The 25,060-nt window shown below is 69.8% G+C and carries 25 protein-coding genes and 3 tRNA genes; 15 read left to right on the top strand and 13 right to left on the bottom strand.

Annotation, left to right across the window (positions count from 1 at the left end; genetic code table 11):
- Together KBY71_RS10025 and KBY71_RS15135 are read left to right on the top strand one after the other, a co-directional pair.
- On the top strand, positions 1-681 hold a 681-nt coding region (locus KBY71_RS10025; protein ID WP_254928765.1), incomplete at its 5' end, for an exonuclease SbcCD subunit D C-terminal domain-containing protein.
- A complete protein-coding gene (locus KBY71_RS15135) occupies positions 678-3,701 on the top strand; it encodes an SMC family ATPase (protein WP_315858547.1) in 3,024 nt (1,007 codons plus the stop codon). The genes KBY71_RS10025 and KBY71_RS15135, both read left to right, overlap by 4 nt.
- A gap of 39 nt (positions 3,702-3,740) precedes the next feature.
- On the opposite strand, the gene KBY71_RS10010 is transcribed toward KBY71_RS15135, so the two are convergent.
- Positions 3,741-3,811 (bottom strand) — tRNA-Gly (locus tag KBY71_RS10010).
- Positions 3,812-3,885: 74 nt separating this feature from the next.
- On the opposite strand from KBY71_RS10010, the gene KBY71_RS10005 reads away from it, so the two are divergent.
- Genes KBY71_RS10005 through plsY form a run of 5 tightly spaced genes read left to right on the top strand, consistent with a single transcriptional unit; the run spans position 3,886 to position 8,173 of the window.
- Entirely contained in the window at positions 3,886-5,307 is a 1,422-nt protein-coding gene (locus KBY71_RS10005; protein ID WP_396095256.1) for an MFS transporter, read from the top strand.
- 48 nt (positions 5,308-5,355) lie between these two features.
- Positions 5,356-6,102 carry an ABC transporter permease gene (locus KBY71_RS10000; protein WP_190389290.1) on the top strand — a complete coding sequence of 249 codons (747 nt, stop codon included), beginning with the start codon at positions 5,356-5,358 and terminating at the stop codon, positions 6,100-6,102.
- The gene (locus tag KBY71_RS09995) at positions 6,102-6,536 is read left to right on the top strand and encodes a DUF3119 family protein (RefSeq protein ID WP_254928763.1); all 435 of its coding nucleotides are present in this window, start codon (positions 6,102-6,104) and stop codon (positions 6,534-6,536) included. Before KBY71_RS10000 ends, KBY71_RS09995 begins: the two co-directional genes overlap by 1 nt.
- Positions 6,529-7,539, top strand: coding sequence for a DUF3086 domain-containing protein (locus KBY71_RS09990; protein WP_254928762.1), 1,011 nt, complete (start codon positions 6,529-6,531; stop codon positions 7,537-7,539). Before KBY71_RS09995 ends, KBY71_RS09990 begins: the two co-directional genes overlap by 8 nt.
- A 10-nt stretch (positions 7,540-7,549) precedes the next feature.
- Positions 7,550-8,173, top strand: coding sequence for a glycerol-3-phosphate 1-O-acyltransferase PlsY (gene plsY, locus KBY71_RS09985; RefSeq protein ID WP_254928761.1), 624 nt, complete (start codon positions 7,550-7,552; stop codon positions 8,171-8,173).
- A gap of 25 nt (positions 8,174-8,198) precedes the next feature.
- Here the strand turns inward: plsY and proC are convergent, their stop codons facing one another.
- The 7 genes from proC to KBY71_RS09950 all read right to left on the bottom strand — a co-directional run bounded on the left by proC (position 8,199) and on the right by KBY71_RS09950 (position 13,535).
- The gene (gene proC / locus KBY71_RS09980; RefSeq protein WP_315858546.1) at positions 8,199-8,993 is read right to left on the bottom strand and encodes a pyrroline-5-carboxylate reductase; all 795 of its coding nucleotides are present in this window, start codon (positions 8,991-8,993) and stop codon (positions 8,199-8,201) included.
- Between the two features lie 7 nt (positions 8,994-9,000).
- Positions 9,001-9,549, bottom strand: a complete 549-nt coding sequence (locus tag KBY71_RS09975; RefSeq protein ID WP_254928760.1) for a cell division protein SepF — start codon at positions 9,547-9,549, stop codon at positions 9,001-9,003.
- 109 nt (positions 9,550-9,658) lie between these two features.
- Positions 9,659-10,291, bottom strand: coding sequence for a YggS family pyridoxal phosphate-dependent enzyme (locus KBY71_RS09970; protein ID WP_254928759.1), 633 nt, complete (start codon positions 10,289-10,291; stop codon positions 9,659-9,661).
- A 16-nt stretch (positions 10,292-10,307) separates the two neighbouring features.
- The gene (locus KBY71_RS09965) at positions 10,308-10,574 is read right to left on the bottom strand and encodes a PipX family protein (protein WP_254928758.1); all 267 of its coding nucleotides are present in this window, start codon (positions 10,572-10,574) and stop codon (positions 10,308-10,310) included.
- Between the two features lie 82 nt (positions 10,575-10,656).
- On the bottom strand, positions 10,657-11,586 hold the full coding sequence (locus KBY71_RS09960; RefSeq protein WP_254928757.1) for a CbiQ family ECF transporter T component: 930 nt from the start codon (positions 11,584-11,586) through the stop codon (positions 10,657-10,659).
- Positions 11,587-11,628: 42 nt separating this feature from the next.
- Positions 11,629-12,996, bottom strand: a complete 1,368-nt coding sequence (der, locus tag KBY71_RS09955) for a ribosome biogenesis GTPase Der (RefSeq protein ID WP_190389235.1) — start codon at positions 12,994-12,996, stop codon at positions 11,629-11,631.
- A 59-nt stretch (positions 12,997-13,055) separates the two neighbouring features.
- Positions 13,056-13,535: a DUF1823 family protein gene (locus KBY71_RS09950; protein WP_254928756.1), complete on the bottom strand. Its 480-nt coding sequence runs from the start codon at positions 13,533-13,535 to the stop codon at positions 13,056-13,058.
- On the opposite strand from KBY71_RS09950, the gene dusB reads away from it, so the two are divergent.
- Positions 13,510-14,562 carry a tRNA dihydrouridine synthase DusB gene (gene dusB / locus KBY71_RS09945; protein WP_396095251.1) on the top strand — a complete coding sequence of 351 codons (1,053 nt, stop codon included), beginning with the start codon at positions 13,510-13,512 and terminating at the stop codon, positions 14,560-14,562. The two genes, KBY71_RS09950 and dusB, sit on opposite strands and share 26 nt — an antisense overlap.
- Positions 14,559-16,637: a glycosyltransferase family 2 protein gene (locus KBY71_RS09940; RefSeq protein ID WP_254928754.1), complete on the top strand. Its 2,079-nt coding sequence runs from the start codon at positions 14,559-14,561 to the stop codon at positions 16,635-16,637. Before dusB ends, KBY71_RS09940 begins: the two co-directional genes overlap by 4 nt.
- Here KBY71_RS09940 and KBY71_RS09935 read toward each other — a convergent pair.
- Both KBY71_RS09935 and KBY71_RS09930 read right to left on the bottom strand, forming a co-directional pair.
- Positions 16,525-17,307 (bottom strand): DUF4079 domain-containing protein, encoded by a 783-nt coding sequence (locus KBY71_RS09935; protein WP_254928753.1) that lies wholly within the window; start codon positions 17,305-17,307, stop codon positions 16,525-16,527. The two genes, KBY71_RS09940 and KBY71_RS09935, sit on opposite strands and share 113 nt — an antisense overlap.
- 62 nt (positions 17,308-17,369) lie before the next feature.
- Entirely contained in the window at positions 17,370-18,095 is a 726-nt protein-coding gene (locus KBY71_RS09930) for an SAM-dependent methyltransferase (RefSeq protein ID WP_254928767.1), read from the bottom strand.
- A gap of 102 nt (positions 18,096-18,197) precedes the next feature.
- Here KBY71_RS09930 and KBY71_RS09925 point away from each other — a divergent pair, with 102 nt between their 5' ends.
- Positions 18,198-18,761 (top strand): 1,2-dihydroxy-3-keto-5-methylthiopentene dioxygenase, encoded by a 564-nt coding sequence (locus tag KBY71_RS09925; protein WP_396095248.1) that lies wholly within the window; start codon positions 18,198-18,200, stop codon positions 18,759-18,761.
- 17 nt (positions 18,762-18,778) lie between these two features.
- Here the strand turns inward: KBY71_RS09925 and KBY71_RS09920 are convergent, their stop codons facing one another.
- The 3 genes from KBY71_RS09920 to aroQ form a co-directional block, all read right to left on the bottom strand.
- Positions 18,779-19,747, bottom strand: coding sequence for a hypothetical protein (locus tag KBY71_RS09920; RefSeq protein ID WP_254928752.1), 969 nt, complete (start codon positions 19,745-19,747; stop codon positions 18,779-18,781).
- 178 nt (positions 19,748-19,925) lie between these two features.
- Positions 19,926-20,579 carry a tRNA-(ms[2]io[6]A)-hydroxylase gene (locus tag KBY71_RS09915; protein WP_254928751.1) on the bottom strand — a complete coding sequence of 218 codons (654 nt, stop codon included), beginning with the start codon at positions 20,577-20,579 and terminating at the stop codon, positions 19,926-19,928.
- The gene (gene aroQ / locus KBY71_RS09910) at positions 20,576-21,016 is read right to left on the bottom strand and encodes a type II 3-dehydroquinate dehydratase (protein WP_254928750.1); all 441 of its coding nucleotides are present in this window, start codon (positions 21,014-21,016) and stop codon (positions 20,576-20,578) included. The genes KBY71_RS09915 and aroQ overlap by 4 nt, the downstream gene beginning before the upstream one ends.
- Positions 21,017-21,110: 94 nt before the next feature.
- Between aroQ and KBY71_RS09905 the strand changes: the two genes are divergently transcribed.
- The 5 genes from KBY71_RS09905 (at position 21,111) to KBY71_RS09885 (ending at position 24,837) form a co-directional block, all read left to right on the top strand.
- Positions 21,111-21,192, top strand: a tRNA-Tyr gene (locus KBY71_RS09905).
- A 10-nt stretch (positions 21,193-21,202) separates the two neighbouring features.
- Positions 21,203-21,274 (top strand) — tRNA-Thr (locus KBY71_RS09900).
- Positions 21,275-21,354: 80 nt separating this feature from the next.
- Positions 21,355-21,951, top strand: a complete 597-nt coding sequence (locus tag KBY71_RS09895; RefSeq protein ID WP_254928749.1) for a response regulator transcription factor — start codon at positions 21,355-21,357, stop codon at positions 21,949-21,951.
- Complete coding sequence (locus KBY71_RS09890; protein ID WP_254928748.1) at positions 21,948-24,017, top strand: cache domain-containing protein; 2,070 nt, start codon at positions 21,948-21,950, stop codon at positions 24,015-24,017. Before KBY71_RS09895 ends, KBY71_RS09890 begins: the two co-directional genes overlap by 4 nt.
- A gap of 124 nt (positions 24,018-24,141) precedes the next feature.
- Entirely contained in the window at positions 24,142-24,837 is a 696-nt protein-coding gene (locus KBY71_RS09885) for a hypothetical protein (RefSeq protein WP_254928747.1), read from the top strand.
- The last annotated feature ends 223 nt before the right edge of the window (positions 24,838-25,060 follow it).

The following is a 25,060-nucleotide window of genomic DNA, read 5'->3' as shown; positions in this document are numbered from 1 at the left end:
CGGATCCGCCGGGATCGAGAGGGCCGGCCGGATCACCACGCCGTGCTGGTGGCCCATACCTTTGTGGCGGGCGGGCAGACCAGCGAGTCGGAGCGGGAACTCACCCTCGGCAACGTCGACCGGGTGAGCGTGGAAGCCTTCGCCGGCTTCGACTACGTCGCCCTGGGGCATCTGCATGGCTCCCAGCAACTGGATGGTCCCCGGGTGGCCTACTCCGGCACCCCCCTGCCCTACTCGTTCTCCGAGCAGCACCACACCAAATCGGTGCGGATTGTCGAGCTCGATGCCACCGGCAACGCCAGTGTGGAACGGGTGCCCCTGGGGGTGGGGCGCAAGCTCTGCACCATCGAGGGCTGCCTCGAGGAGCTGTGCCGTGCGCCCCAGTACGCCGACGCGGAGGAGGCGCGGGTGCGGGTCGTCCTCACCGATGAGGTGCTGCCCCTGCAGGCCATGGCCCGCCTGCACACCCGTTTCCCCCATGTGGCCGAGCTGCGCCACCGCCCCCCGGAGGTGCTCCGCTCCACGGCCAGCAACCGCAACCAGCAGGTGCGCGAGGCCAGTTCCCCCCTGGCGCTGGCAGCCGCTTTCTTCGCGGATCAACAGGGACGCCAGGCCAACCCGGCCGAAGCCCAGCTCCTGCAGGAGGCCCTGGAAGCCGTTGGCCGGGGAGGGGAGCGGTGAAGCCCCATCGGCTCCAGATCGAGGCCTTTGGCCCCTACGCCGACCCGGTGGAGATCGGCTTCGACGCCCTCAGCCAGGAGGGGCTCTTCCTGATTCACGGCACCACCGGCGCCGGCAAGACCTTCCTGCTGGATGCGTTGTGCTTTGCGCTCTATGGCGAGGTGTCGGGGGATCGCAGCATCAAGGCCCTGCGATCGGATCACGCCGACCCGGCGGCGGTGCCGCGGGTGTGCCTGGAGTTTTCCGCCGGGGGGGCCCGCTATCGGGTGGAGCGCTCCCCCGCCTACACCGCCCTGAAGTCCCGCGGGGCCGGCACCACCGAGAAGGCGGCCCAGGGGGTGCTGTTCCGGCTGGTTGGGGGCGAGTGGGAGCCGATCGCCAGCCGGACCACCGAAGTGAGCCGGGAGGTGGAAGGGCTGGTGGGGCTGAATGTGGGCCAGTTCCGCCAGGTGATCCTGCTGCCCCAGGGCAAGTTCGCCGAGGTGCTGCGGGCCCGGGCGGAGGAGCGGGAAGCCCTGCTCAAAACCCTCTTCGACACGGTGATGTTTGAGCAGGCCGCCGGTTGGCTCGACGACAGGGCCAAGGCCGGCCGCATCGCCGTGGCCGAACAGACCCGGGCCCAGGAGGTGCTGCGGCGCCAGGCCGCCCACGCCTGGAGCCCCTACGCCCTGGAGCCCGAAACCGAAGCCGAGCCCGAGCCCGCCACCCAGGCCGATCTGGAGCGGCTGGTGGAGCGGATCGCCGCCGTGGTGGCGAGCACGGCGGCCTGCCTCACCCAGGCCGGTGCCCACCTCAACGCGGCCCAAACAGCCCAGGCGGCGATGGACAAGCTGGCGGACCGCTGGGATCGCCGGGCCGTGGCCCGCGCCCGGCTGACGGACCTGGAGGCCAAGCAGCCGGCGGTGCAGGACTACCGCCAGCGCCTGGGCCGGGCGGAACGGGCGGAGCAGCTGCGGCCGAGCGTGGAGGCCGAACGGCAGGCGCGGGAGGCGCTGGCCACCCTGCAGAGCGGCCTCCACAGCCAGCGACTGGAGACAATCCGGGCCCGCGATGGCGCCCAGGCCCTGCCGCTATCGGTGGAGGTGCTCGATCTGATGGCGCTGCCCAGCCTGGAAGCACTGGCGGCAGCCCGCAGCGACCTGGCGGTGCGGCGCAGCGAAGTGGCGGCCCTGGTGAGCCAGGCCCAGGAGGCGGAGCAGGCCCGAGCCAAGGCAGCGGCGGCCCGCACCGCCGCGGACCAGGCCGAAGAGCTCCTCAAGCGCAGCCTCACCAACCGGGAGCAACGGCAGCAGAGCCGGCAGGTGGCCGCTGAGGCGTTGGCCCAGGCCCGCTCGGCGGGGGATCAGCTCAACGGGCTGCAGCGGGCCGCCCAGGAGGGCCTCGAACGGGCCCGGGCGGTGGAAGCCCTGGCCACCGCCCAGCAGCGCGAACGCGACAGCCTCGCCGCCAAGGTTCAGGCCGACCGGCAACGCGCCGAGGCCCAGGCCGCCCTGGACGCGTGCCGGCGGCGTCAGATCGCCGGTATGGCCGCCCAACTGGCCGGGGGCCTGGTGCCAGGCGCCCCCTGCCCCGTCTGCGGCGCCCCCGAGCATCCCGCCCCCGCCCAGCCCACCGATCCAGCCAGCAGCGAAGCGGCGCTCACGGCAGCGGAGCGGGCGGTGCAGGGCGCCAGCCGGGCGGCGGAACAGGCCGCGGTGGCCGTGGAGAAAGCCCAGGGGGAACGCAAGGCCGTGCTGGAGAAGGCCGGCGTGGCGGCCACCGATCCCGAGGCGGCCGCAGCGGCTGCTCGGGGAGCAGCGGAGGCCCTGGCCGCAGCCCAGGGGCTGGCTGCGCAGGCCAGCAGCCTGGAGCAGGCGATCCAGGCCGACGACCAGGCGTTGCAGGCCCTGCAGGACACCATCCAGACCGCCAACACGGAGCTGGCCCTGCAGACGCGCAGCGCCGCCGACGCCAGCGAGCGGGCCGCCAGCCTGGGCGCCGCGATCGCCCGGGACCTGGGTGAGGGCGTCGATCCCCAGCAGGTGCTGCAGGGTTTCGGGCCCCTGGAGACGGCCTTGAAAAACCTCGCCACCAGCTCCGCGGCCAGCACCGGGGCCACGAGTCGGCTGGAGCAGGCCTCAGGCCGCCTGGCCCAGGACCTGGCCGCATCGGAGTTTGCCGATGGCCAGGCCGTGGAGCAGGCCCTGAAGGAGGCCAGCGTGCGCGCGCACTGGGCCCAACGGATCCAGGCCTACGAGACCGAGGTGATCGAACTCAACGGGCTGCTGGCCAGCGCCGATCTGGCCGACCTGCCGGAGGCGCGGCCCGACACCGCCGCCGCCCAGGCCGCCACGGCCGCGGCCGACGGAGCCCGAACGGAGGCCACCCGGCGCGACACCCAGGCCCGGGGAGCCCAGGCCGAGATCCAGCGGCTCGCCGGCGAGCACCGCCAGGGGGCCGAGGCCCTGGCCGGCATCCAGGAACGGGCCCAGCTGCTCAGCGGCGTGGCCGACCGCTGCCAGGGCCGGGCCGCCCCCTACATCTCCCTGCAGCGCTGGGTGCTCTCGGCCTACCTGGGGGAGATCTGCAGCTATGCCAACCAACGGCTGGAGTTGATGACCTCCGGTCGCTACCAGCTGCGGCTCACCGATGGGGGCAGCCGGGGCGGACGCCAGGCGGGCCTGGGGTTGCGGGTGCTCGATGCCTACACCGGCGAGGAGCGGGAGGTGAGCAGCCTGTCCGGGGGCGAGACCTTCCAGGCCTCCCTGGCCCTGGCCCTCGGGGTCGCCGACACGGTGCAGGCCCATGCGGGCGGGGTGCGGCTGGAGGCCCTGTTCATCGACGAGGGCTTCGGCACCCTGGATCCCGACAACCTGCAGCTGGCGATGGACGAACTCGACCGCCTGCGGGAAGGGGGGCGCCTGATCGGCATCATCAGCCACGTGGGCGGCCTCCGGGAGCGCATCCGCTGCGGCATCGAGGTGCTGGCCAGCGACCGGGGCTCCACGGTGCGCGTTGGCTCCACCGTGGAGCCCCGGTGACGATGCCGGGGGAAGACGCCGGATGAAGGCAGGAGAGAAAGCGGGCGGCGGGAATCGAACCCGCATCATCAGCTTGGAAGGCTGAGGTTTTACCACTAAACTACGCCCGCAGCAGTACGGATGTACCGTGCCACCTCCGGTTCGCGCCTCCGCCGGGAGGTCCGAATCCTGGAGCTGCTGCATTATGGCCTGCGCCCCCAGACCGCCACTGCCGTCCTTGACGCCTGAATCCCAAGCGGCAGTTCCTGCATCCCTGGGGAAGGGGGCTCGCCGGCGACTGGTCTGGAGCTATGGCCTGGGCGACATCGGCACCGGCATGGCGGCCACCCAGCTGGGCTTCTATCTGTTCGTTTTTTACACCGCCGTGGTGGGGCTGCCGGCCTGGATGGCAGGCCTGGTGCTGATGGTGCTCAAGGTGTGGGACGGCATCAACGATCCTCTGGTGGGCTGGCTGAGCGACCACACCAAACATGCCTGGGGGCCCCGTCTGCCCTGGATGGCCGGCAGCGCCATCCCCCTCGGCCTGGCCTTGGTGGCGATGTGGTGGGTGCCTCCCGGTGGCGACTGGCAGAAGTTCACCGTGCTGGTGGCGATCCAGCTGGTGGCGATGGCGCTCTACACCGGCGTCAACCTCCCCTATTCCGCCCTCGCCTCCGAACTCACAAGCTCCACCCAGCTGCGCACCGAGCTCAATGCCAGCCGTTTCACCGGCTCAATCCTGGCGGGCCTGGCGGGCCTGGTGCTCGGCGCCCTGTTGCTGGGCCAGGGCGCCTCGGGCTACCTGCGCATGGGCCTGGTGTCCGGGCTCACCCTGACCGTGTTCACCCTGCTGTGCTGCTGGGGCCTGGCCCCCTTTGCCCGCACCTGCCAGCGACCCACCAGCCAGCCCGAACCGATCCGCCACCAGCTGCGCCGCATCGCCGGCAACCCACGCTTTGTCAAGGTGCTGGGGCTCTACCTGCTGCTGTGGTGTGCCCTGCAGCTGATGCAGCCCGTGTCGCTGATCTTCCTGGCGGTGGTGATGCACCTGCCCGAGAGCTGGAGCACCTGGATCCTGATCCCCTTCCAGCTCAGCGCCCTGGCCGGACTGCAGCTCTGGAGCCGGGTGGCGGGCCGCCATGGTCGCGTCTGTGCCCTGCGCTGGGGCACGGGCCTGTGGATCGCCGGTTGCGTCGGGGCCACCCTGCTGATCCCCCTGGATGCCAACACCGCGCCCCTGGCCAGCGTCAGCAATGGCATCGGCGTGGGCCTGCTGCTGCTCACGATCATGGTGACCGGCCTCGGGGCCTCCACCGCCTACCTGATCCCCTGGGCCCTGTTGCCCGATGCGGTCGACGCCGACCCTGACAAGCCCGCCGGGCTCTACACCGCCTGGATGGTGGTGACCCAGAAACTGGGCATCGGCGTAGCCGTGTTCGCCCTCGGCAACGTGCTCAGCCTGAGTGGCTACCAAGCCAGCGCAGGCCTGGTGCAACCAGGCACCGCCCTCGCCACCATCCGCCTCTGCATGGGCCTGATTCCGGCCGTGCTGATCGTCGTTGGCCTCCTGGTGATGCGACGCTGGCCTGAGAAAGGCCTGCATCTGCACCAGCCCACTTCGCCATGACCGGCCCCCAGCCATGACAGCCCTCCAGCCATGAAGCGTCCCGTCTGGCTGAAGGCCCCCCGCTGGCTGCTGCGCTTGGGAGCCAGCCTGCTGATCGGTGGCCAGGCGATGAGTGCGGTGGCCAAGGGGCGCATCGGCTTCAACGACCTGATGCAGGAGCTGATGGAAGCCGGGCCAGGCAGCTTCCTGATCGTGCTGATCACCGCCCTGGCGGCCGGCACCGTGTTCAACATCCAGGTGGCAGCCGAGCTGTCCAAACAGGGGGCCAGCGCCACCGTGGGCGGACTGCTCGCCCTCGGGCTGTCGCGGGAAATCGCGCCCCTGCTCACCGCCACCCTGCTCACCGGCAAGGTGGCCACGGCCTATGCGGCCCAGATCGGCACCATGAAGGTGACCGAACAGATCGACGCCATCACCATGCTGCGCACCGACCCGGTGGAATACCTGGTGGTACCCCGCGTCGTGGCCATGGTGATCATGGCGCCGGTGCAATGCCTGCTGTTCTTCTGGGTGGGGATCTGGTCCGGCCAGGTGAGCAGCACCCTCCTGTACAGCATCCCGCCAGCGGTGTTCTGGAACTCGGTGCGCACCTGGATGGAGCCTGACGACCTGCCATCGATGCTGTTGAAGGCGGTGGTGTTTGGCTTGCAGATCGCCGTGATTGCCTGCGGCTGGGGGCTCACCACCCGGGGCGGTCCCAAGGAGGTGGGCACCAGCACCACCGGTGCCGTGGTGATGATCCTGGTCACCGTCGCCCTGATGGACGCCCTGCTCACCAAGTTGCTGTTCAGCTGATGGTTTCCCTGTCCCCTGGCTCCAGCGGCGTCGTTCTGGCCCCGCGCATCGGCGTGCCCCTCGGGGTAATCGTGTTGGCACTGGCCTGCCTTGGCCTAGGGCCGCTCTGGGGCGGCGCCCCCTGGCTGAGCCTGGCGGTGGCCGTGTTCGGCCTGTTTCTGCTGCTGCAAACCTGGCTGCTGCGGCTGGAGTTCGGCCCAGATGCCCTGTTGGTGTGGCGCCAGCAGAGCCTGCTGCGCCGCTTCCCCTATGCCGCCTGGCTGGGCTGGAAGCTCTTCTGGCCCGGCGTGCCGGTGCTGTTCTATTTCCGTGAACAGGCCAGCATTCACCTGCTGCCAGTGCTCTTCGATGCCGCCACACTGCGCGAGCAACTGGAGCAGCACCTGAGCCAGCTCAGCCCCCCGGAGCATTCCGATCCCCCCAGCGATGCCTGAAGCCCCCAGCCCTGAAGGCCCCAGCCCTGACGACCCCAGCCCTGAAGCCCCCAGTCTTGAAGCGGCAAGCTCTCCGGTGGCAAGCCCGGATGTCGCAAGCCCGGATGTCGCATCCCCAGACGTCGCAAGCCCGGATGGCGCGCGCCCTGAATCCGACTGGGCGGCATGGGCCCTCACGGAACTGCGCCAACAGCGCCAGGCCCTGCAGGAGGAGATTCAGCAGCTCGAAAGCCGCCGCAGCCTGATCCAGAAGGAGATCGAAAGCAGCTTCGCCGGCCAGGCCGATGGGGTGGCCCGCCGGCTCAAGGGCTTCCAGGACTACCTGGTGGGCGCCCTGCAGGATCTGGCCGTGGCGGCCGAGCAGGTGGACCTGGTGCCCCAGCAGGTGCTGGTGCAGCCCTCCCCCCTCGACCAGGCCAGCGCCCCCCCTGCCCCCGAACCCGGCACCCCCGTGGCCGCTGCGGGGTTGTTCAGCCAGGACGAAGCCCTGATCCGCGAGCGCCTGGCCGGCTTCGGCGGCCAACCGGATTTCTACGCCGATCCCTGGCAGTTGCGCCGCACCCTCGAGCCCAGTGGCGCCGCCCTGCTGGACGACTGGTTCCTGGGGCAAGGGGGCCGGGGCGCCCAACCCAGCTGCGGCAGCCGCAGCCGCAATGCCCTGGTCACCGCCGCCGCCATCGCCATCCTCGGCGAGCTCTACGGCGAGCGGTTCCAGACCCTGGTGCTGGCCAGCCAGCCGGAGCGCCTGGGGGAATGGCGCCGGGGGCTGCAGGACTGCCTGGGCCTGTCGCGGGAGGATTTCGGCCCCACCAGTGGCATCGTGCTGTTCGAACGGGCCGATGCCCTGGTGGAGCGGGCCGACCGCCTCGAAGAGCGGGGCGAGCTGCCCTTCATCGTGGTGGATGCGGGCGAGCAGGTGATCGACATCCCGATCCTGCAGTTCCCGGTGTGGCTGGCCTTCGCCGCCGGTCCCGGCGAACTCGCCAGCGACGAGCCCTACTGACCTCCCTGCCATGCCCCACCTGATCACCCTGCCCCTCTTGCTCGCCGGCTACCTGCTGGGTTCCATCCCCAGCGGCTACCTGGCGGGCCGCTGGCTGGCTGGCCTCGACATTCGCCGCGAGGGCTCCGGCTCCACCGGCGCCACCAACGTGCTGCGGGTGGTGGGCAAGGGCCCTGCCCTGGCGGTGTTTCTGGTGGACGTGCTCAAGGGCAGCGCCGCGGTGCTGCTGGCCAAGGCCGTGCTCGATCCCTTCGGCGTTGGCGTGGTGCTGGCCGGCCTGGCGGCCCTGGCCGGTCACATCTGGCCGGTATGGCTGGGCTGGAAGGGAGGCAAGGCCGTGGCCACGGGGCTGGGCATGCTGCTTGGGCTCACCTGGCCGGTGGGCCTGGCCTGCTTCGGCATCTTCCTGGCGGTGCTGAGCCTGAGCCGGATCGTGTCGCTGTCGAGTGTGGTGGCCGCCCTGTCGCTGCCCCTGCTGATGCTGGGCTGGTTCGCCGACCAGGGCCTGGGCCTGCGCTGGCCCTACCTGGCCCTGGCCCTGCTCACCACCGTGCTGGTGGTGTGGCGCCATCGCAGCAACATCCAGCGGCTGCTGGCCGGCACCGAACCCCGATTGGGCGCCTCGAAAGGCTGAGCCTGGCGGCCCACAAGCCAGACATTCAGGCCAGCTCGCGACTGCGCTGGGCAGCCGCCACCACGGCCTCGATCAGGGCAGAGCGCAACCCGGCCTGCTCGAGCTGGCGCAGGCCGGCGATGGTGGTGCCACCGGGGGAACTCACCATGTCCTTGAGCTCACCGGGGTGGAGATCCCGCTCCAGCATCAGGGCCGCACTGCCGGCCAGGGTGCGGTGGGCCAGCCGCTGGGCCAGCAACCGCGGCAGCCCGGCCGCCACGGCACCATCGGCGAGCGCTTCGGCCACCACCGCCACGAAGGCCGGCCCGGAGGAGGTGAGGGCCAGAAACGCATCGAGCTGGGGTTCTGGGAGCTCATGCACCTCACCCACCTGAACGAACAGCTGCCGCACCCACTGGCGCTGGTCTGGCTCAACGCCCGCCCCAAAGGCCAAGCCGGTGAGCCCGGCCCGCACCAGGGCGGGCGTATTGGGCACGGCGCGCACGCACTGGCGCTGCGGGAACAGGCGCTGCAGCCGCTCCAGGGTGACCCCCGCCAACACCGAGATCAGCAGCCCCCCCGAGCCACCAGCGGCGGCCTGGGCCGCCAACTCCAGCTGCTGGGGCTTCACCGCCAGCAGCACCACCGGCGCGGCCCAGGCGGCGGTGGGATCGGTGTCCACGGCCAGGCCAGGGTGGGCCTGACGCAGGGCCGCTGCGGAAGCTTCGCTGGCCACCACCGCCCGCACCCCATCCGAGGGCACCAGCCCCGCCTCCAGCAGCGGGAACAGCAAAGCCTGGGCCATGCGGCCCAGGCCCACCACGCCGAAGGTTGGCGTCACGGGTGCCCTAGATGGCGGCGTCCTGACGACCCCAGGCCGGACTGGGGGCAGCCTCCTGCTGGGGCTCGCTGTCCCGGGACACGATCGTGGGGGAGGAGGCCTCCTCGCTGGCGGCGGTGGTCACCGTGACGCAGCTGGGGGCGAACAGGAAGATGCTCTCGCCCACCCGCTCCTGGTGGCCGTCGATGGCGAAGGTGCCGCCAGCCACGAAATCCACGGCGCGCTGGGCCTGATCCGGCTCCATCATCGTGAGGTTGAGGATCACGGTCTTGCGCTCGCGCAGGGCCTGGATGGCGCGGGGCATCTCATCAAAGCTGCGCGGCTCCATCAGGGTCACCTCGGCGGCGGCTGTGGACAGGCCGGGCATGCCGATCACGTTGGTGCCGGCGAAGGGGTCGTCAGCCGAGAAATCCGAGCTCAGGGCCAGGGCACTGGAACGGCTGGTGTAACTGGGCTCGGGCAGCTCGCCACCGTCGTAATCGAGCTCATCGTCGTAGTCGCCATCGAGATAGTCGTCTCCGGAGACAACAGCACGCAGGCGGGAGAACAACGACACGGAGCGAACCTCTCAGGAAGCTTTCCACCTGAATAGCGTCCCACGCCAATGGCGGCAAGGGTTTCAGCAGGAAATTTGGCGCTCTTGCGCGGGACGACCCAGCCGCTGATCAGGGCGACAGGGCCGGTCGGGGCCCAAACAGACCGCTGCCGATGCGCACCCAGGTGCTGCCTGCCGCGGCCGCCTCAGGCCAATCGCCGCTCATGCCCATCGAGCGCTCCGGCAGCCCCAGCTCCGTCGCCAGGGCCGCGCATTCGGCAAACAACCCACCCCGCTCCTCCGCCGTGAGCCCGAGGGGAGGCAGGGTCATCAGGCCGACGGGCCGCAGGGGTGCCAGCCCGGCCAGCTCGAGCCAATGCTCCCGCAGCTCAGCGGGCTCAAAACCGGTCTTGGCGGGATCGGGGCGGAACTTGACCTGAAACAGCACCGCGGGCTGGCGCTGCTCTTCGGCGGCAAGGCGGGCGAGACGCCGGGCCAACGCCAGGCTGTCGAGGGAGTGGATCGTGCCGAAATGGCGCACCACGCCGCGGGCCTTGTTGGCCTGCAACCGGCCGATGAAATGCCAGTCGAGGGGCTCGAGCTCAGCCAACTCCGCCTGCTTGGCCACGGCCTCCTGGAGCCGGCTCTCGCCAAAGCTGCGCTGGCCGGCGGCCACCGCCTCACGGATCCGCTCCGCCGGCTGGCCCTTGCTCACCGCCAACAGGCGGCAGCCCGGCGGCAGCTCGGCGCGCAGGAGGGCCAATCGCTCCGCCAGAGAATCAGATGAAGGTCTGGTCAAACAACTGACGCCAGTGGGCGTGGACCTCCGGGCTTTCACGGCGGGCCCGGGCCAGATTCTGCTCGGCGTAGTGGCGGGCATCCATCAGGGGCACCACCTCGAAGGTGGCGCCACGGGGCTGCAGGGTGACCACAAAGAAAATGCGCTGGGCGTAGAGGGTGGCGAACAGATCACGACCTTCGGCCACCGGAGCCACCCGGTAGAGCATCCCGAACGTCGGATGGTTGAGATAGCGCTCGTTCGTCACCAATGTGCTGTTCACCGATGGGTTGCTCGCCAATGGGTTGCTTGCCAATGGGTTGCTTGCCAGTGCGGTCGGTCTCGGGCCATTAAAGGTCACCGACTTTCCAACGCAGCACCAGCACCCCCAGCAGCAATCCCGCCGCCGTGCCGTTGAGCAGGGCGCGGCCCGCGCCCGAGGCGGGGCGATGCAACTGCTGGGGCGGCAGCCAGCAGCCCCCGCGGGCCAGCAGCGCCTCGGCTCCCTGCTCGGCCCGCAGCAGCACATTGGCCAGCAGCCGCTCCCCCACCGCCAACACCAGGCCGAGGCCGGCCTTCCAGCCCAGGCGCTTGAAATTCACGGCGCGGGTTGCAACAGATCGCAACAGGTTCTGGAGCTCCTCCTGCACCAGGGGGAGAAAACGCAGGGCCAGCAACAGGGTGAAACCCAGCCGTTCCACCGGCCAGCCCAGCCGTGCCAGGGGGGCCAGCAGCCAGCTGATCGCCCACACCAGCTGTTCGGGGGAGGTGCTGAGCAGCAGCAGGTTGGCGCTGTGCACCAGGGTGAACAGCAAGGTGGCGCCGTTGAGGCCGAGCTCCGCCGAGCGCCGGGTCACCACCAGGGGGCCCTGGCGCAGCAGCACCCAGGGCGTGCCGGAGCGCTCCGGCGGCGCACTGCCAGGCGGGCCGGGCTCCAGCCGCAGTTCGGCCGGGGGACGCTGCAGCGCGGCCGGCGGCGCCGAGCCGGCGGGCAACAGGGCCGCCAGACCACCCACCAGCAGGGCCAGGGCCAGCAGCAGGGGCAGACTGCGGCGCCACAGCCGCCAGCTCAGCCCGCTGACGGCGGTGATCAGCAACAGCAGGCCCACCAGGCTGAGGCGCCAGAGCGGTCCGGCCAGGATCGGCGTCACCAGGAACACCAGGCTCCAGGCCAACTTCAGGCGCGGGTCGAGCCGGCGCAGCCAGCTGGCGCCCCCAGCCGGCTCAGCCGGATCGGGGGCGGCGTACTGGCCGATGGGGATCTGGCGCAGAACGTCCACTCAGCCGCGCCTCCTCACAGGCCCTCCCTCAAGCGCCCAGTCTCACCGCCCACGGTTCTGGGTGCGGGCCAATTCTTTCTCCGCATCCCGCTGCTGCTTGCCACGCCAGAAGAGCTTGATTGGCGTGCCCTCAAAGCCCAGCCCTTCGCGGATCTGGCGCTCCACATAGCGGCGGTAGGTGTCGCCGAACAGCTTGGGCTCGTTGACAAACAACGTGAAGCTGGGGGGCCGCACCGCCACCTGGGTGCCGTAGTAGAGCCGGCCCTGGCGGCCGCCCCGGCTGGTGGGCGGCGTGCGCCAGCTGAGCGCTTCAGTGAGCACCTCGTTCACCACCGAGGTGGTGACGCGGCGGCGGTGCTGCTCCACCGCCAGCAGGGCCAGGGGGAAGATCGCCTGCACCCGCTGACCGCTGAGGGCCGAGGTGAACAGCATCGGCGCCCAGTCGAGGAAATAGAGCTTGGCGCGGAGTTCCTTCTCCATCGCCGGCATGGTATGGCTGTCCTTTTCGATGGCGTCCCACTTGTTCACCACCACCACGCAGGCGCGGCCGTCCTCTTCAATACGGCCCGCCAGGCGCTGATCCTGCTCGGTGACGCCATCGAGGGCATCGATCACCAGCACGCACACATCGGAGCGCTCGATCGCCTTGAAGCTGCGGTTGATGCCGAAGTATTCGGGGCCGTAGCTCACCGAGCGGCGACGGCGAATGCCCGCCGTATCAAGCAGTTTCCAGGTTTTGCCCTCCCGCTCGATCGTGGTGTCGATCGTGTCGCGGGTGGTGCCGCGGATCGGGCTCACAATCGCCCGGTTCTCGCCGCAGACGGCGTTGAGCAGGCTGGATTTGCCCACGTTCGGCCGGCCGATGATCGCCAGCTGGATCGGTTCCTCCTCGCCCTCCTGCTCCTCGCTGGGCGGCAGGAAGCTCACCACCTTGTCGAGCAGGTCGCCGGTGCCGGCGCCGTGGATGGCCGAAATCGGGAAGGGCTCGCCCAGGCCCAGCCCCCAGAACTCCGCCGCCATCGCCAGGCCCGCATCGGGCGACTCGCACTTGTTCACCGCCAGCAGGGTGGGAACCCCCTGGCCGCGCAGCCATTCGGCAATCGACTGGTCGGCGGCGGTGCAGCCCTGCTGGCCGTCCACGATCACCAGGGCCACGGCCGCTTCGGCCAGGGCCAGGTTGGCCTGCTCGCGGATCTCCGGCAGAAACTCGCTGTCGTCATCGAACACCAGGCCGCCGGTGTCGACCACCCGGAAGGTGCGATCGGCCCAGTAGCCCTCCTGGTAGGTGCGGTCGCGGGTCACGCCGGGCTGGTCGTGCACGATCGCTTCGCGGCTGCGGCAGAGCCGGTTCACCAGGGTGGATTTGCCCACGTTGGGGCGGCCAATGATGGCAACGACCGGTAAGGCCAAGGAAGGTATTCCTACGTCTGTCCTGTCTTGACCCTACAGAGCAGCCCCAGGGGCAGCCATCAGGAGATCGGCAGATCGCCGGGATGGCCCACCACCGGATCGGCCGGCTGATCCAGCAGCGGCGGCAGCGGACCAGCCTCGGCCAGGGCTTCGCCCCGCTCCGCCAGGTGGGCCAGCAGCCAGTTCACAGCGGTGGCGCGGCGGGTGCGGCGGGGGTAGAGCTCACCGATTGTGTAGCCGCCAAAGCCCAGCTGCTCCTTGAGCAGCTGCTTGTGCGGCTTGGCGATCGAGCGGGTGAGGGCCACGCTGGGCGGTCGCTCGGCGATGAACTGGGGTTCAACGGGGAAGGACTCCCGCCAGAGGGCGCCCGCAGCCGGGCCCGCGCTCCAGGTGCCGGAGCCGTTCTGCGCGTACCCCAGGCGCGGCCAGATCAGCTCACACACGAAGCGATCGCTGAGGCGATCGGCCAACACCGCGTCCAGCAACTGGCGGCTCAGGGGGTAGGGAACGGGGATGGGGGCGGCTTCGGCGGACGGCATCAGCCTGGAGTCCGACAATCGGATCACCATGATCACCGCCCCACCCCCCCTTGAGCTCGCCGGCCGTGGCACGCCCCGCGCCCTGCGCTGCCGCGTGCTGCAGTCGCCGCTGGCGGGGGTGAGCGATCGCATCTTCCGGGCGCTGGTGCGCCGCTGGGCCCCCGATGCCCTGCTGTTCACCGAGATGGTGAATGCCACCAGCCTGGAGCTGGGCTTCGGGCTGCAGAAGGTGGAGGAGCTCTCCAGCGAAGCCGGCCCGATCGGCGTGCAGCTGTTTGATCACCGCCCCGCCGCCATGGCCGAAGCGGCCCGGCGCGCCGAGGCCGCCGGCGCCTTCCTGATCGACATCAACATGGGCTGCCCGGTGAAGAAGATCGCCAAAAAGGGCGGCGGCAGCGGCCTGATCCGCGACCCCGCGCTGGCGGCCCGGATCGTCGACACCGTGGCGGCGGCGGTGGCCATCCCGGTGACCGTGAAAACCCGGCTGGGCTGGTGCGGGGCGCCCGAGGCATCGGCCGTGGCCTGGTGCCGCCAGCTGGAGAGCGCCGGCGCCCAGTTGCTCACCCTGCACGGCCGCACCCGCGAGCAGGGCTTCAAGGGCCAGGCCGACTGGGGCGCCATCGCCGCGGTGAAGGCCGCCCTGGCCATTCCGGTGATTGCCAACGGCGACATCCACAGCCCCGAGGATGCGGTGCGCTGCCTGGCCCAGACGGGCGCCGATGGGGTGATGGTGGGCCGGGGCACCATGGGCGCCCCCTGGCTGGTGGGCCAGCTCGATGCGGCCCTCAGCGGCCGGCCAGTCCCGCCCACTCCGGGGCCCGCCGAGAAGCTGGCCCTGGCGGCCGAGCAGTTGCGCGCCCTGGTGGCGGCCAAGGGCGACCACGGCCTGCTGATCGCCCGCAAGCACATGGGCTGGACCTGCAACGGCTTCCCCGGCGCACCCCAGTTGCGCCATGCCCTGATGCGGGCCCCCACCCCGGACACCGCCCTAGCGTTGCTCGAGAACGCTGCAGCGGGCCTGGGATGACTGCGGAGCTCTGGCTCCCCTGGCTGCTGCTGCTCTGGCCCCTGTGGCTCAGCCGACGCCCGGAAGCGAGCCGGCCCCTGTGGATGCGCCGCAGCCTGCTGGTGCTGCTGGCCCTGTTCAGCCTGCGCTATCTGCACTGGCGGGTGACGGCCAGCCTCAACCTCAACAGCCCCTTGGCGGCCAGCCTGAGTGTGCTGCTGCTGCTGGCGGAGGGCTGGTTGCTGCTCAGCGGTCTGCTGCCGCTGCTGCTGGCCTGGCGCCGCTTCAGCGATGGCCGCGCCGAGGCCGATGCTGCAGAGGCCCGCTGGCAGGCGAGCGACTGGCAGCCCTGGGTGGATGTGCTGATTCCCACCTGCGGAGAACCCTTACCCGTGCTGGAGCGCTGCCTGGTGGGTTGCGGCAGCCTCTCCTATCCGCAGCGCACGGTGTGGGTCCTCGATGACGCGGGGCGGCCCGAGGTGGCAGCGCTCGCCGCGGCCCATGGCTGCCGCTACCACCACCGGCCCCAGCGGCTGCATGCCAAAGCCGGCAATCTCAACGCCGGCCTGGCCCTGGGCGCCGGCGAGCTGGTGGCGGTGTTCGATGCCGACTTCGTGCCCCAGCAGCATTTCCTCAACCGCACCATCGGCCTGCTGCTCGACCCGGCTGTGGGCCTGGTGCAAACCCCCCAGTGTTTCTTCAACGCCGATCCGGTGATGCGCAACCTGGGGCTGGAACGCTGGTTGCTGCCCGACGAAGAGAGCTTCTACCGCTGGATTGAGCCCGTGCGCAGCGCCTGGGACGCGGTGGTGTGCGCCGGCACCTCGTTTGTGGTCCGCAGGGCAGCCCTCGCATCGGTGGGAGGGTTCGTGGAGGCCGCCATCTCAGAAGACTTCGTCACCGGCGTTGCCTTGATGGGCCAAGGCTGGCAACTGAAGTACCTGAGCGAAAAGCTCAGTGCCGGCCTGGCCGCCGAGAGCATGCACGATTTCGTGCGGCAGCGGCAGCGCTGGGCCGCCGGAACCCTTCAGGCCCTGCGGCTCCCGCAAGGGCCCCTGCGGGTGGCCGGATTGCACTGGCATCAACGCCTGGCCTTCCTCGAAGGCGGACTGCACTGGTTCAACACCGTGCCCCGGCTGGTGCTGCTGCTGATGCCCCTCAGCCTCGGCCTGCTGGGGGTTCTGCCCGTGCATGTCACCGCAGAGGCCCTTGTGGAGCGCCTCCTCCCCCTCTGGCTGGCCCTGTTGCTGAGTGTGGGTTGGCTCAACCGCGGCAGCCGCCATGCCCTGCTGGCCGAATTGCCCGGCTGGGCCCTGACGGTGCCCCTCGCCACCACGGTGCTGCTCAGCCTCTGGGGCCGGGTGCAGCCCTTCCGCATCACCCCCAAACACCGGGTGCGCGAGCGCGGCGGCATCGCCCCCGTGCTGGGCCTTCCCCTGCTCGCCCTCCTGCTGCTCAATGGACTGAACCTGGGCGCCCTGATCCGGGCCGTGCTGGCCGGCCCGATCAGCCCTGGCCAGAGCCTGGGGCTGGCCTGGGCGGGATTGAATCTGCTGGGCCTGCTGGTGGCCCTGCGGGTCTGCTGGGATCGGCCCTGCCCCGATCCCACCCCCTGGCTGGGCCTGCGCCTCGACGTTCAGCTGCTCGGGCCCACGGGCCAGCGTCGCCACGCCCAGCTGACGGCCATCAGTGAGCGCGGCGCCGATCTGGAGTGTCCAAAGCCCTGGCCAGGGGGAGCGGGGTGGCGACTGGTGTTCGCAGGTGCCGCCGGGGGGGCCAGCGGCGTTCCGGCCCTGGCCCTGAAGCCTCTGGCGAAACCTCCGCTGTCATCGCTGACCAGGCCGATCGGCCCGCCACTGAGCGTGGACTGGGATCCAAGCGATTCCCAAGGTCTGCTCGCCCTGCGGCGCTGGTTGTTCAGCAGGGCGGGGGCCTTGCCCGATCGGCAGGCTCCTCCGGAATGGCTGGCCCTGCTGGCAGTGCTCAGCCAACTGCCCTGGCCGCCCCCACCACCGCAAGCGGGACGGCGAAGCCTGGTGAACCAGGCCCTCCATCCAGACCCTGCGCCTGACCCTGGGGACAGCGGCGGGCCGTGAAGTCGCAGGCATAGATCGCCGGTTTCTGCCAGCTGAGGGGGATCTCCAGCAGGTCGCGGCTGCCGGTGATGCCTTGCACCGCCAGCAACACGGCCACCAGCACATTGGCGCTCACATGCAACCGCCGCATGCGGGGTGAGCGCTGGATCTCCGGCCGGGCCGCCATCGCGAACAACAGCAGACCGACGAGGAGGGAGCCACTCCAGTAATGGGACCCCCAAAACCCTGCGCTGAAGGGGTTGTCACTGACGCGCCAGATCTCCGGTTGGCTGCCCAGGCCCAACAGACCCGCCCAGAGCAACAGGGCAAAGGTGGCCCGCAGGGCCGGGTGACGCACATGCCACAGGGCCAGAAGGGCAAGCACGCAACCCAGGGCCACCAGCAACAACAGCACCAGCCGCCCCGCCCCTCCAGGGAAGGCGGCAGCCGGATCGAACCAGCGGTTGAGAAACGAGAACAGCAGCGCGATCAACACCGCCACCACCACGCCGGCCGTCAGCCAACGGCCATGGTCGGCATGCTCCTTCGGCACGGCCACCGGCTGCTTGCTCTGGCCAAGCCGCCGCTCCCGCGCCAGCAAGCCCAGCCGGATCGTCGCCCCCACCACCGGGTAGACGAACAGGATGATCAGCACCGGATGCACCAGGGCCAACCAGTCGATCGGGGTCATGCTGCCGCGGGCGATCAGGTCGAGTCTGGCCAGAACGGCGTGGCCCGTCTACGGCCCCAGCCTCAGGGCAACACGTCCGGCCAGCCCTGACGGATCAACAGGAGTGAAAAGTAGGGCTGCTCCTCGGCGGGCACGGCGGCCGCCGCCGCCAGCAGCTGGTCGGGCCAGCCCACGCGCTGGGCAAACAGGCTGCCGGCCAGCAGCCCCCGGGCCTCCAGCAGGGGTCGCACCCAGGCCCAACGGTGCCCGAGCTTCAGCAGGGCCAGCACTGTGCCCTCCCCGGCAGCGTGCTCCAGCAGGGCCTCCAACTCCCCGGCGGTTTCCGGGGTGGGGCGGATCAGCAGGGCCTCCTGCTGCAGGGCCAGGGGCCAGGGCAACCCCTGGGAGGAGGCGGCCGCCGCGGCCGCGGCCACCGCGGTGATGCCGGGAATCACCGCCACCGGGCAGGTGGGATGGCGCTCCGCCAGGGCCAACAGGGCATAGGAGGCACTGGCGTAGAGGGAGGCATCGCCCTCGCAGAGCAGCACCACGGCCTGGCCGGCGGCCACCTCCGCGGCCAGGGCATCGGCGGCGGCATGCCAGGCCTGCCGCCGGGGCTCGGCCTCCGCCACCATCGGGAACAGCAGGGGCAAGCGGCGCTGCTCCGGGCCCATCCAGGGAGCGGCGATCCGGGCCGCCATCCCGTCGGCCTCGAGCCGGGCCACCGGATAGGCCACCACCGCCGCGGCCCCGATCGCCCGCACCGCCGCCACGGTGAGCAGCTGGGGGTCTCCAGGCCCCACACCCACCAGGGTGAGACCCGCCACCGGTTGGGCACCGTCGAACGTCAGATTCAAATCCTCGGAAGAAGCCTGTTTCTAGGCTGGCAACAGTCCAGCCCAGCAACCGCCGTGACTCTTCTGGCCATCCACCAGGGCCCACCCAGCCAGCGGGACGCCAGCCTGCTGAGCCGCGACGGCCAGGCGATCCAGCGGGAGCTCGCCGCCCGCGGCATCGCCTTCCAGCGCTGGGACGCCCAGGCGGTGCTGCCGGCCGAGGCCAGCCCGGAGCAGATTCTGGAGGCCTACGCCGATCAGGTGGCCCGGGTGCAGGCCGGCGGGGCCTACCCGACGGTGGATGCGATCCGGATGACGCCGGACCATCCCGATCGCAGCGCCCTGCGGCAGAAATTCCTGGCTGAACACACCCACAGCGAAGACGAAGTGCGCTTCTTCGTGGAGGGACGCGGCCTGTTCTGCCTTCACCTGGGCGAGGAGGTGCTTCAGGTGCTCTGCGAGGCGGGGGACTGGATCGCCGTACCCGCCGGCACCCGCCATTGGTTCGACATGGGGCCCGAGCCCCACTTCTGCGCCCTGCGCTTCTTTGACAATCCGGAGGGCTGGGTGGCCCAGTTCACCGGCGATCCGATCGCCAGCCACTACCCCCTGCTCGACCAACTTCTCGCCACGGCCTGAGGGTGCCCTCGCCGCCCTCAGGGCCGCCACCAGCTCAACGCCGCGACCACCGCAAAGGCCAGCAGCGAACACCACTGGAAACGACGATCGACGCGGTTGATCCGCTCCATCACCGCCACTTTCTGATCCTCAGCGGCAGCCGAGTAGAGATTCGTACCCCAAACAAACAGGCCAAACAGGGTCATCGCAACCAGATAACTGCAGGCGAACAAATCATCCAGCAGGGTGGAATAGGGGAGCTTTGGCAAACTGCTGTGATACGACTGCTGCAGAAAAATCAAAGTGAGCAGGGCGGTTGAGGGGATCGCCAAGCGCACATCGCCAAGGGAGCCCTCCACCGACGGTGCCATCAACACGATTGAGTTGACGATCATCAAGGGCAACACCCAATTGATCAGGGCAGACCACACATTGGTTCGGTACACCATCTCCAGCCGCATCTGGGCCATCACGGGCTGGAACCAACCGCCAAAGCGGGTCGTGGCGCGGGAGAGATAGGGCTTGAAGCTGGCGCCGCCCCGTTCATAGCCACTCAGATCGCCCGACTCCCCCACCAGGGCCCCCATGGGCCGCTCCGGAATCATCCGGATGTCGGCATATTTGTTGGCCATCCAAGGCTGCGCTGCCTGCAGGATGATCGGCAAGCTCAGGGAGTCGAAGGGATCGCGGCGGAAGCTGATGGTGTCGTCGTAAAAACGACTGGAGAAGGTGTAAAGCTGATACTGCCGGCCGCCGGACAGGGGAACGGGAGAAGGCGTGGCCACGTCGAAGGTCGAGTCCCAGGTTTCGATCCGGTTGAGCATGCGCACCAGATCCAGCGGCGTGGTGGCATGGGCCGTCATCAAGTCCTGCACGGCGGCAGGCCACACCAGCCAGAATTGACCATCCGCCGTAAAGGTGCGGGAGTTGAGATTCAGCTCATAGATCTGATCCACATGAATGCCGCAGCTGATGGTGGGGTGCTCCCGCACGAGCTGCTCGCTCACCACCACCGGCTGCAGATTGGAAGCATCCGGGCGAGCCCCAAAACCCAACAAACTGACTCGCCCAATCAGCCCAGCCACCAGGAGCAGGCCCCAAACCCAACGCCAACGGACACCACGGATCAGACCCGGCGAGATCCGATCGATCCCGATGCGCTCCGGCCAGTCTGACCCCGGCCGCTCAGATTGCACCCACCCCCACCGAATGCATGCGCACCTGGTCTGCGGCGGCGAGATCCCCGCTGAGCGCCTGCACTTCTGCCACCGCCAGCTCCTGCAGCCGCGCCACGGTGGCCTCCCGGCCGAAGCGCTCTTCGCAGAGCACCCAATAGAGCCCGAAGTGGCGGGCTTCGCTGGCCAGCAGCTCGCCGTAGAGATCCTGCAGCTCCGCATCGGGGCTGTGGGCCGCCAGCAGGGCCATGCGCTCGTGGCTGCGGGCCTCGATCAAGCCAGCCACCAGGAAGGAATCCAGCATCCGCTCGGGTTCCGCCTTGCGCACCTGCGCCGAGAGGGCAGCGCCGTAGCCCGGGGCCGCCAGGGGCCGCAGGGCCATGCCGCGCCGCTGCAGCAGCTGCAGCACCCGCTCAAAGTGCTCCAGCTCCTCGCGGGCCAGCGGGCTGAGCAGCGCTCCCAAGCCTGCATCGGCGGGGTAGCGGAACATCAGCTGCAGGGCCACGCCGGCCGCCTTGCGCTCGCAGTGGGCGTGGTCGATCAGCACCAGATCGGGGCGCGCCTGGGCCTGCTCCACCCAGCTGGCACAGCTCGGGGCCGCCAGCCACTTCACCCGGGCCGTGGGGTTCTCCAGCAGGGCCGTCATCGCAGACCGGGTCGTCATCGCAAACCGTGCAGATGGCTCACCAGCCCCTGCAGGGCCAGGCCGTAGCTGGCGGGCCCGAAGCCGCAGATCACCCCCAGGGCCTTGTCGGCCAGATAGGAATGGTGGCGAAAGGCCTCACGGGCGTGCACGTTGCTCAAGTGCAGCTCCACGAAGGGGATCGCCACCCCCAGCAGCGCATCGCGCAGGGCGATCGAGGTATGGGTGAAGGCGCCGGCATTGATCAGGAGGCCATCGGCCTGGCCGCGGGCCGCGTGGATGCGATCTACTAGGGCCCCTTCATGGTTGCTCTGGAAGCACTCCAGCTCCACCCCCAGCTCCCCGGCCTGGCGGCCTAGGTCGGCTTCGATCTGGGCGAGGGTCTGGGCGCCGTAGAGGCCCGGCTCCCGCTGGCCCAGCAGGTTGAGGTTGGGACCGTTCAGCAGCAGCAGGCGCATCACAACCGCCGGCGATCCGGTCTCCACTGCGGCGATCGTAGGCAGCGGCGCCAGGGGAGGAACCCCCGGCTGGTAAGTTCTTTGGGTGTGGTTCGGGTCGGTGCCCGAGTGGTTAATGGGGGCGGACTGTAAATCCGCTGGCTCTGCCTACGTTGGTTCAAATCCAACCCGGCCCACCTTCCACACGCCCTTGTAGCTCAGCGGTAGAGCACTCCCTTGGTAAGGGAGAGGTCACGAGTTCAAGTCTCGTCAAGGGCTTACAACCTGTGGAGCTGGCACCGCTTCTGCAGCCAAGGGCCCTTGTCCCCAGGCAAAGTTCTGCCAGTGGACAGAACCTGGTGCCTCGGCGTTGCCTGATCGTGGAAGACCAGGTGATGTTCCTGCAGCTGCTCTGCAAGATGCTGCAAGGTCTCGATGGGCTTGAGGTGGTGGCCACGGCCTCCACGTGCCATGGAGCCCTGGAAGCCTGCCGCCTGCACCGCCCAGACGCCCTGATCCTCGATCTCGCCCTCCCCGACGGAGACGGCCTAAGCGTGGCCCGGTTCCTGCGGATGCTCCAGCCCCAAGCCAAGGCGCTGGTGCTCTCGGCCCAGGCCAGCAGCTTTGTGTGCCCCGAAGACCTGGAGCCGATGCTGGTGGCCGTGGTCGACAAGACCTCCACCTACGAAACCCTGCAGGGCGTGCTGGAAACAGCCCTGCTGGAGTCCCGGGGGGACCAGCCCGCGCCTCTCCCAGGGGTGAAGGGACTGACCCCCCGCCAGCGGGAGATCTTCACCCTGATCGGCCGGGGGCTGGCGAACAAGGTGATCGCCCACAGCACCGGACTATCCCTGGCCACGGTGGAAACCCACCGCAAGGCCATTGCCCGCCGACTGGGATGCAGCGGCGCCGAACTGGTACGCCGGGCCGCCCTGCATCTGGAGCAGATGCCATGAAGAGCCGAGGCCTGCGCCAGCGGATCATCTGGGCCACCAGCCTGCAGCTGCTGCTGGTGAGCGGCGCCGTGGGTGGCCTGGCCTATTTCAGCGGCCAGCGCAGCGGCTTGAGCCACGCCGAGGCCTACCGCCAACAGGACGCGATCACCGACCTGTCCGACCAGCTCTCCAGCCGCCTGATGGCGCCACGGCTGATCAACAACCTCAACGTGCTCGCCATCGAGCAGGGGCAACTCTCACTCCGCGACTTCGACGCCATGGGGCAGCGGTTCTGGAGCCAGATGCAGCAGTTCCCCGTGGGCTACATCAACTGGGGCAATCCCCGGGGAGAGTTTCTCGGGGTGGAGCGGCTCGACAGCGGAGCCTTCGTGCTCAACGAAGACGCCCTCACCAGCCCCCTGGGCAAGGGCACCCTCGGCATCTACGCCCTCGGCCCGAAAGGGGCGCGGGGCCGGCTGCTGGAGCAGGTGTCCGGCATGACCGCCACCCATGAGGAGCCCTGGTACGTCGAGACCGTGAAGGCCGGCAAAGCCACCTGGAGCTCGATCTACCAGTGGGAAGACAAGCCCGAGGTGCTGGCGATCTCCTACAACCAGCCGATTTACGACTCCCGCCGGCAGCTGTTGGGCGTCATCGGCGTCGACTTCGTGCTCAGCCAGCTCAACACCTGGTTGGCGGAGGTGTGGCAGGACCAGAAGGGCTTTGCCCTGATCGTGGAACGGGACGGCATGGTGGTGGCCAGCTCCAGGCCTGGCTTCACCAGCAGCGGCCAGGGCGCCACCACCAAGCGGGTGCGGCTCGACCAGCTCCCCGACCCCCTGCTGCAGGCCACGAGCCGCCGCTTCTTCGTCAAGACGCCCACCGGCAGCCTGCAACCCCAGGCCACGGCACTCCCTGGGCCCAACCGGCAGGGCGCCCAACCGGTCCTCCACCTCAAGGGCACCACCTACCTGGTGGACCTCCATCCCTGGGGCCAGGCGGAAGGCCTGAACTGGCTGCTGATCACGGCCATCCGCTCGGATCAGATCGTGCAAGCCAGTCAGCGCCATGCCCTGATCGCCCTGCTGCTGAGCCTGGCCGCCGTGGCCGCCGCCGTGGTGGTGACCATCCGGGTGGGCGATTGGCTGCTGGCCCCGCTGGAGTTGCTGCGCCGGCGCTGCCAGAGCGCCACAGCGCAGGTGGGCCAGCGGGACGCTGCCCTGAGCTTTGAAGCCCAACTGCCCGAAGGCACCGCCACCGAAATCGAGGCCGTGTCCCAGGCCTTCGCGGCTCTGGTGGAGCGGCTGATCCAGGCCCGACGACAGCTGGCGGAGGCGATCGAGCGGGAGCGCCTCAAGGATGCCCAAACCGTGCTGGTGCTTGAGGACAAACTCAAGAGCAGCCTCCAGGCCGCCGCCATCGCCCATGAAATCAACCTGCCCCTCAGCACCCTGTTGCTGAACAGCAAGTTGCTGCTGGATCAGAGCGACGTGCCCCTGCCCCCTGCCCTGGGCAGCTACCTGCGCTCCATCGCCGACAACGCCGATGCCGTGGTGACCACGATCGAGAAGATGCGCACCCTGCTGCGCAACGTGCAGACCCACCACCAGAGGCTCAACCTGGCCAACGTCGCCCGCAGCGCCTTGCTTTACGTCGCCCCCAGCCTCAAGGCGGCCGGCATCACGGTGCGGCGTGAGGGGCTGGAGGCGAGCCATCCGGTGATGGGGGACGCCGCCCAGATCCAGATCGCCCTCGTCAACCTGCTGCGCAACGCCCTTGAGGCCCTCGAGGAGGCCCCAATCGACAGGGCCGACCTCGGCGCAGGGCCTCCCACCATCGCGGTGAGCCTCCAGGACGACGGCGACACCGTGGTGCTGACCGTGGCCGACAACGGGCCCGGATTCCAGGCCCCGGAGGCGGCCCTCGAACCCCTCGAGACCAGCAAACCCCTCGGCAGCGGCCTGGGCCTGTTTGTGGTGCGAACCACCATGGACAACCACCGGGGCACCCTGGACATCAGCCCTTCGGACTTGGGCGGTGCCCAGGTGCGGCTGCTCTTTCCCAAGGCTCCGCCCCAGCCAACTTGAAGCCCACGGGTGAATCGGTCCACCCAGCAGATGAATACATGTACCCGCCTACCCAGAAGGGTGTAGCCGGCCCTTGGAGGCGAGGGACCGATCCATACGGTCGGTTGGTGGATGGGAGATCGGCGTGCGCGACATCCTGATCGACGGCATACCGGTGCTGGATCTGCTGGAGATCACCGCCAGCACCGGCAACGTGGCAGCCCTGACCCGCTGCGATCAGAGCTCCATCTCACGGCTCTACCGACATGCCAGCCAGCAGCTCGGCCTGGACTTCCGCAAGGCCAACGGCCACTACCGGGCCCATACCAACCTCAACATTCTGCGCTCGTTGCGTCAGGCCTCCCAACTCCTGCGCCTGAACCAGGCCGGCGGCCAGCTGCGCTGGCTGGGGAACGCCTGGAACAGCGAGACCCTGCAGGCGGTGGGGGCAGCGGGTCCCCTACCCCGCCCCTGGCACGGGGAGCAGCGCACGCTGGAGCTGTTGCGCGAACGGGTGCTGGATCTGGCGGTGATCAACGGCCTGGAGGCCTTGCCCCCAGGCTGGGAAGACAGCCGCGTGCCCTTCCGCTTCGGCGACTGGGTGGCCGTGGGGCTGGTGCGCTACCCGATCACACGCCCCTCCCGTTCCGATCACCACCCCCTGCACCGGCCAGGGCAAACGATCGACGACGACCCAACACTCCCCTGCGGAAGCGATCTCGATGCGGTTGTGCTGCTCCACGAGCACCTGGAGCACCCCACCATCCAGCAACACCTGGACCGGATCCGCGAGGCCTACCGAGACGCCTATCAGCACCAGGCGGATCTGGCCTGGCTCTGAGCCCCCACAGACGACCCGTCCATTTGCCAGCGTGGGGGCCCCAGCTCCAAACCCTTGCCCCCAGCCCTCACCGCCACCCCGCCCCTGGTGATGTCGATCGCGGCGATGCGGGCACCCGTGGACGCGGGCCACACCCGCAGCCTGGCCTGGCGCCTGGAGCAGCTTGAGCGCCTGGGCACCCTGTTGGCCAACCACGAGGCGGAGGTGCTCGAAGCCCTGGCCG

The organism is Cyanobium sp. T1B-Tous (assembly GCF_024345475.1).
Lineage (GTDB): Bacteria > Cyanobacteriota > Cyanobacteriia > PCC-6307 > Cyanobiaceae > Cyanobium_A.
The sequence above is the reverse complement of the archived record's forward strand: the minus strand, read 5'-3'. Positions and strand labels throughout refer to the sequence as shown.

Excerpts from the sequence above, each read along its gene's own strand:
- dusB (WP_396095251.1), top strand. The coding sequence starts at position 13,510 with ATGGGGGCGGCTTCGGCGGACGGCATCAGCCTGGAGTCCGACAATCGG.
- KBY71_RS09950 (WP_254928756.1), bottom strand. The coding sequence starts at position 13,535 with ATGCCGTCCGCCGAAGCCGCCCCCATCCCCGTTCCCTACCCCCTGAGC.
- KBY71_RS09995 (WP_254928763.1), top strand. The coding sequence starts at position 6,102 with ATGGTTTCCCTGTCCCCTGGCTCCAGCGGCGTCGTTCTGGCCCCGCGC.
- plsY (WP_254928761.1), top strand. The coding sequence starts at position 7,550 with ATGCCCCACCTGATCACCCTGCCCCTCTTGCTCGCCGGCTACCTGCTG.
- aroQ (WP_254928750.1), bottom strand. The coding sequence starts at position 21,016 with ATGCGCCTGCTGCTGCTGAACGGTCCCAACCTCAACCTGCTGGGCCAG.
- KBY71_RS09935 (WP_254928753.1), bottom strand. The coding sequence starts at position 17,307 with ATGACCCCGATCGACTGGTTGGCCCTGGTGCATCCGGTGCTGATCATC.
- KBY71_RS09915 (WP_254928751.1), bottom strand. The coding sequence starts at position 20,579 with ATGACGACCCGGTCTGCGATGACGGCCCTGCTGGAGAACCCCACGGCC.
- KBY71_RS10005 (WP_396095256.1), top strand. The coding sequence starts at position 3,886 with ATGGCCTGCGCCCCCAGACCGCCACTGCCGTCCTTGACGCCTGAATCC.
- KBY71_RS09890 (WP_254928748.1), top strand. The coding sequence starts at position 21,948 with ATGAAGAGCCGAGGCCTGCGCCAGCGGATCATCTGGGCCACCAGCCTG.
- KBY71_RS09940 (WP_254928754.1), top strand. The coding sequence starts at position 14,559 with ATGACTGCGGAGCTCTGGCTCCCCTGGCTGCTGCTGCTCTGGCCCCTG.
- KBY71_RS09990 (WP_254928762.1), top strand. The coding sequence starts at position 6,529 with ATGCCTGAAGCCCCCAGCCCTGAAGGCCCCAGCCCTGACGACCCCAGC.